Consider the following 5,701-nt stretch of genomic DNA (forward strand, 5'->3'; position numbering starts at 1 on the left):
TAAAAGAGGGATTCTCCTTTGAATGACATGGTAAAAAACCTGGTTCTGTGGTTGGTGATAGCAGCAGTTTTGTTGACAGTGTTTAACAACTTCAATGGCCAACAAAAAGTGAAGCCAATGGACTATTCACAATTCATAGAATTAGTTCAAGGGGGGCAGGTTAAGGAAGTTGCCATTGATGGTTTGCACTTTGATGTGGTGACGACCGATGGGCGTCATTATGAAACCGTTCGTCCAATGGTTGAAGACCCTGGCTTAATGCATGACCTGATTGAGAACAAGGTTCGGGTTGTTGGTAAGGAGCCAGAGCAGCAAAGTATTTGGACTCAGCTGCTAGTCGCTTCATTCCCTATTCTTGTCATTATCGCTGTATTTATGTTTTTTATGCGCCAGATGCAGGGCGGCGGTGGCGGCAAGGGACCAATGTCGTTCGGTAAGAGTAAAGCTCGTTTAATGAGTGAAGACCAAATTAAGACAACCTTTGCTGATGTGGCCGGTGTTGATGAAGCTAAAGAAGATGTTAAAGAGCTTGTAGAGTTTTTGCGGGATCCAAGCAAATTTCAACGCTTGGGTGGCAAGATTCCACGTGGCGTATTGATGGTTGGTCAGCCGGGTACCGGTAAGACATTGCTTGCCAAGGCAATTGCCGGTGAAGCAAAAGTTCCTTTCTTCTCAATTTCTGGTTCTGACTTTGTAGAAATGTTTGTCGGTGTGGGTGCTTCACGTGTGCGTGATATGTTCGAGCAGGCCAAGAAGCAATCTCCTTGTATTATCTTTATCGATGAGATCGATGCTGTCGGTCGCCATCGTGGTGCGGGTATGGGTGGTGGTCATGATGAGCGTGAGCAAACACTGAACCAGCTCTTGGTAGAGATGGACGGCTTTGAAGGTAGTGAAGGTGTCATTGTTATTGCTGCAACCAATAGGCCGGATGTTCTAGACCCAGCATTGTTAAGACCGGGGCGTTTTGACCGTCAAGTTGTGGTCGGTTTGCCAGATATACTTGGTCGTGAGCAAATTCTGAAGGTGCATATGAAAAAGGTGCCTTTAGCTGAGGATGTTGCGCCAAGTTTGATTGCCCGTGGTACGCCAGGATTTTCAGGTGCTGACTTGGCGAACCTGGTTAACGAAGCTTCCCTGTTTGCGGCACGAGCTGATAAGCGTGCAGTTGAAATGACAGACTTTGAGCTTGCTAAAGATAAGATTATGATGGGCGCAGAGCGCAAGTCTATGGTGATGTCTGAGAAGGAAAAGCTTAATACGGCTTATCATGAAGCGGGACATGCAATTGTTGGTCGTGTTTTACCAGAACATGATCCGGTTTATAAGGTAAGTATTATTCCGAGAGGTCGTGCTTTGGGTGTGACGATGTTCCTGCCTGAAGAAGATCGTTATAGCTTGAGTCGCAAGCAGCTTATCAGCCAGATTTGTTCGCTTTATGGTGGCCGAATTGCCGAAGAAATGACATTAGGTATGGATGGTGTCACAACCGGCGCATCAAACGATATTCAGCGTGCGACAGAGATTGCTAGAAATATGGTAACCAAGTGGGGCTTGTCCGATAAGTTAGGGCCCTTGCTTTATGATGATGCCCAAGAAGAAGTGTTTTTAGGAAAGTCCGCTGGCAGTGGCGGTTCTCATGTGGCGGGTGCTACACGTAATGAAATTGATACCGAAGTGCGTTCAATTATTGATACATGTTATGCGCAAGCACAAAAAATCCTCGAGGATAATCGTTCAATTCTTGATGCAATGGCGGATGCTTTGATGAAGTATGAAACCATTGATTCTGAGCAGATTGATGACTTGATGGACGGTAAGGATCCACGTGAGCCAAAAGGCTGGTCAAGTAACGGTCGTAACGATAACGATGGTTCGAGCGACAAAAAAGCCGATAGCGAAGATGATAAGGTTGTGGATATCGCTGATGGCAAAAAGCCAACTGACGAGACTGGAGAGCAGGGTTAGGTTCTCCAGAGATGTGTTTAGTTAAATTATGAGTCAATTGTTCAAGTTCGCCAGTCGAGAGCTCGATCTGGCGACAACTCAAGTGATGGGTGTTCTTAATGTAACACCCGATTCCTTTTCTGACGGTGGTCAGTACTCTAATCTCGATTCAGCACTAAATCAGGTTGAAATAATGCTTGCTCAAGGGGCGAGTATTATTGATGTGGGCGGTGAGTCTACTCGTCCAGGTGCACAGCCAGTAAGCGTTCAAGAAGAGCTTGATCGTGTTTGTCCTGTTGCTGAAAAAATTCTTCAAAACTTCGATGTCGTATTATCGGTCGATACTAGTACACCGCAAGTCATGCGTGAAACCGTTGCGCTGGGCGCTGGTTTGATTAATGATGTTCGGGCATTTACGCGACCTGGCGCGGTCGAAGCCGTTGCGGGTGCGAATGTCGCCTTGTGTGTCATGCATATGCAAGGTAAGCCCGATACAATGCAAATTCAGCCAGAATATACGTCGGTTGTGGAAGAGGTTGAGGCCTTTTTACTTTCGCGTATTAATACGCTCAAGTCTGCTGGGGTTGATGATCAGCGTTTGATTGTCGATCCAGGTTTTGGTTTTGGTAAAACGCTTTCCCATAATCTGAGCTTATTAGCTGGCATTGAGCGACTAAAACGTATGGGGTACCCTGTGTTGGTTGGGGTTTCTAGAAAGTCCATGTTTGCTGACTTGCTGGGACGAGATGTAGAACAGCGTTTAGCTGGAAGTTTGTCTGCTGCGACACTTGCTGCCTGGCAAGGGGCCGAGATCGTAAGGGTTCATGATGTTGTTGAGACGGTTGATGCGGTGCGTGTTGTTGATGCTGTAAAGCGTGCAGGTTAGGTTTATTTAAGGGTTTTAGGGAAAAGATATGTCTTCAAGAAAATACTTTGGTACAGATGGAATTCGTGGCTGCTTGGGTGAAGGTGCAATTACACCAGAGTTTATGCTTAAGCTGGGTTGGGCTTGTGGTAAGGTTTTCAAGAAAGAAGGCCTCAGGAATCGTGTCATTATTGGTAAAGATACGCGAATATCCGGTTACTTGTTTGAGTCTGCGCTTGAGGCAGGTTTATCTGCAGCGGGTATGGATGTGCGCTTATTGGGCCCAATGCCTACACCAGCCGTTGCGTACTTGACGCGAACCTATAGGGCAAATGCCGGTATTGTTATTAGTGCTTCCCATAACCCTTATCATGATAACGGTATTAAGTTCTTTTCTTCTAAGGGTTTGAAGTTGGATGATGCTGTTGAATTAGAGATTGAATCTTGGCTTGATAAAGACCTTGAAGTCGTAGCGCCCGACCTGCTAGGTAAGGCGAAACGTATTGATGATGCAATTGGCCGTTATGTCGAATGCTGTAAGGCGACCATTCCTTCGTCGATGTCTTTGACTGGTATGAAAATTGTGCTGGATTGTGCGCATGGTGCAACCTACCAGGTGGCGCCTTATGTCTTTAAAGAATTGGGTGCAGAAATCACCACAATTGGTGTGCAACCAGATGGTTTGAATATTAATCGTGATGTAGGTTCGACAAGCCCTCAGGCGCTTGTTGACAAGGTATTAGAAGTTGAGGCTGATCTCGGGATTGCATTTGATGGCGACGGTGACCGTGTCATCATGGTTGATCATAAAGGTGAAGTGGTTGATGGTGATGAGCTGATTTATATTATTGCCAGGAATCGTCAGCAGGCTGGTCGCTTGGAAGGTGGGGTTGTCGGTACATTAATGACGAACTTTGGTGCAGAGCTGGCATTGCAAAAGCTGAATATTCCTTTTGTTCGTGCAAATGTGGGCGACCGCTATGTGATGGAGCAGCTAGTGAAGAATGGCTGGGAGCTTGGTGGTGAGAACTCAGGCCATATTATTTGCTTTGATAAAGCGAGCACGGGTGATGCAACTATTGCTGCGTTGCAGGTTCTTATTTCCTTATGGCGTGACGGTAAGAGCTTGCATGAGTTGAAGTCCGAGATGACTAAGCTTCCACAGGTGTTGAAGAACGTACGAATTAAAGAAAAAACAGACCCCATGTCAAACGATGTTATTGCCCAGGCTGTTAAAGAGCAAGGTGAGCGTTTGGCAGGGCAGGGTAGAGTGTTGTTGAGAGGCTCGGGTACGGAGCCTCTAATCCGGGTTATGGCTGAGGGCGAGGATGCGGACTTGGTGAATTCAGTGGTGAACTCTCTGGTTGAAACGGTCCAGAATGCAATTGGTTAAGTAATTGGGTAAAAAGTCGTAATGGGTTGCTTGTAAGTAAAGATTAACTCGGTTAGTATTTGCGCCCTTCTGAAAAGCTGGTGTTATATATGCGTAGCAAGATTGTTGCGGGAAATTGGAAAATGAATGGTAGTGTTGCATTTATGCAGGACTACTTGCAGGCATTTAGCGATCAAGCATCGTCTAACGTGCCTGACGATGTGCAAGTGCTAATCGCACCGCCGACAGTTTTACTTTCCGGCTTTTTTGAAGCAAGTAAAGACTCCGGTATCCAGTTGGCAGCTCAGAATGTTGCTGGTTTTGACGAAGGTGCGTTTACTGGTGAAGTATCTGCGCCTATGTTGAGCGATGTAGGTTGTCAGTGGTCGTTAGTTGGGCACTCAGAGCGTAGAGCTTTGTTCGGAGAGACTGATAGTGATGTTGTTGCTAAAATCTCCCGTTTGCTAAAGGCTGGTATTAAGCCGGTTTTGTGTGTAGGTGAGACTCTGGAAGATCGAGAAGGTGGTAGAGCGCAGGAAGTTGTTGCGACGCAAGTCGGCGCTGTGCTGAAGCAATTTTCTTCGCAAGAAATGTCTGATTTGCTTATTGCTTATGAGCCGGTTTGGGCAATTGGGACAGGCGAAACAGCAACGCCAGAGCAAGCTCAGGAAATGCACGCTTATATTCGGCAGCAGGTTTCAGAAAAGTCTGCGGACTTAGCTGAAAATATGGCAATTCTGTACGGTGGTAGTGTTAATGTAAAAACCGCCAAAGAATTGTTTGGTCAGGATGATATTGATGGTGGGCTAGTTGGTGGCGCATCATTAAAAGTGAGCGACTTTTTACAAATCTGTAAGAGCGCTGGTTAGTAATTTTTATTGTTGTTTGTTGCAATTAAGAGTTTGAGGCTCTTGATGGGGCGGGCAACTAGAGTAGAAAAATAGGCTAAAAGTATGGAATGGTTAGAGACTGCCGTTATTGTGGTGCATATTCTGGTATCACTAGGTTTGATTGGTTTGGTTTTGCTGCAGCAAGGTAAGGGTGCTGAAGCGGGTGCTTCCTTTGGTGGTGGTGCGTCACAAACCGTTTTTGGTAGTCAGGGTAGTGGTAGCTTCCTAACACATATGACCAAATACTTTGCGATTGTATTCTTTATTACCAGTATTTCTCTGGCGGTGATCGCTAAGCAGAAATCAGAAATTTCTGCAGATGATTTCATTGCGCCTGTTGCTGAGCTTGAAACCTCAGGAACTGATGAGTCGGCGACAGAGTTAGAAGGCGGTGAGTCAATTGATACGGCTGCGAAAGATGCGATGCCTGCCGAGTCAGCGGCGCCAGAGTTAGAATAAGTTTTTGGTTTTTGCCCAAGTGGTGGAATTGGTAGACACGCTATCTTGAGGGGGTAGTGGCGTAAGCCGTGCCGGTTCAAGTCCGGCCTTGGGCACCAACTTAGAAAGCCTGTCACGTTTGTGACGGGCTTTTTGCTTTTCTGGGTTTAAGTTATTTGTTCAAGTAAT

Annotated in this window: 5 protein-coding genes and 1 tRNA gene; all 6 read left to right on the plus strand. The window is 46.2% G+C overall.

Going from position 1 to position 5,701, the window contains the following annotated elements; genetic code table 11:
• Nucleotides 1-18: 18 nt before the first annotated feature.
• A complete protein-coding gene (gene ftsH / locus A3756_RS13410) occupies nucleotides 19-1,968 on the plus strand; it encodes an ATP-dependent zinc metalloprotease FtsH (protein WP_231872064.1) in 1,950 nt (649 codons plus the stop codon).
• A 28-nt stretch (nucleotides 1,969-1,996) separates the two neighbouring features.
• Nucleotides 1,997-2,833 carry a dihydropteroate synthase gene (gene folP / locus A3756_RS13415; RefSeq protein WP_068506644.1) on the plus strand — a complete coding sequence of 279 codons (837 nt, stop codon included), beginning with the start codon at nucleotides 1,997-1,999 and terminating at the stop codon, nucleotides 2,831-2,833.
• A gap of 28 nt (nucleotides 2,834-2,861) precedes the next feature.
• Nucleotides 2,862-4,205, plus strand: coding sequence for a phosphoglucosamine mutase (gene glmM, locus A3756_RS13420; protein WP_068515215.1), 1,344 nt, complete (start codon nucleotides 2,862-2,864; stop codon nucleotides 4,203-4,205).
• An 89-nt stretch (nucleotides 4,206-4,294) separates the two neighbouring features.
• Complete coding sequence (gene tpiA / locus A3756_RS13425; protein ID WP_068553677.1) at nucleotides 4,295-5,053, plus strand: triose-phosphate isomerase; 759 nt, start codon at nucleotides 4,295-4,297, stop codon at nucleotides 5,051-5,053.
• 84 nt (nucleotides 5,054-5,137) lie between these two features.
• Nucleotides 5,138-5,533 (plus strand): preprotein translocase subunit SecG, encoded by a 396-nt coding sequence (gene secG, locus A3756_RS13430; protein WP_068515214.1) that lies wholly within the window; start codon nucleotides 5,138-5,140, stop codon nucleotides 5,531-5,533.
• A gap of 13 nt (nucleotides 5,534-5,546) precedes the next feature.
• Nucleotides 5,547-5,631 (plus strand) — tRNA-Leu (locus A3756_RS13435).
• Nucleotides 5,632-5,701: the final 70 nt, after the last annotated feature.

The sequence above is a fragment of the Oleiphilus sp. HI0086 genome (assembly GCF_001635225.1).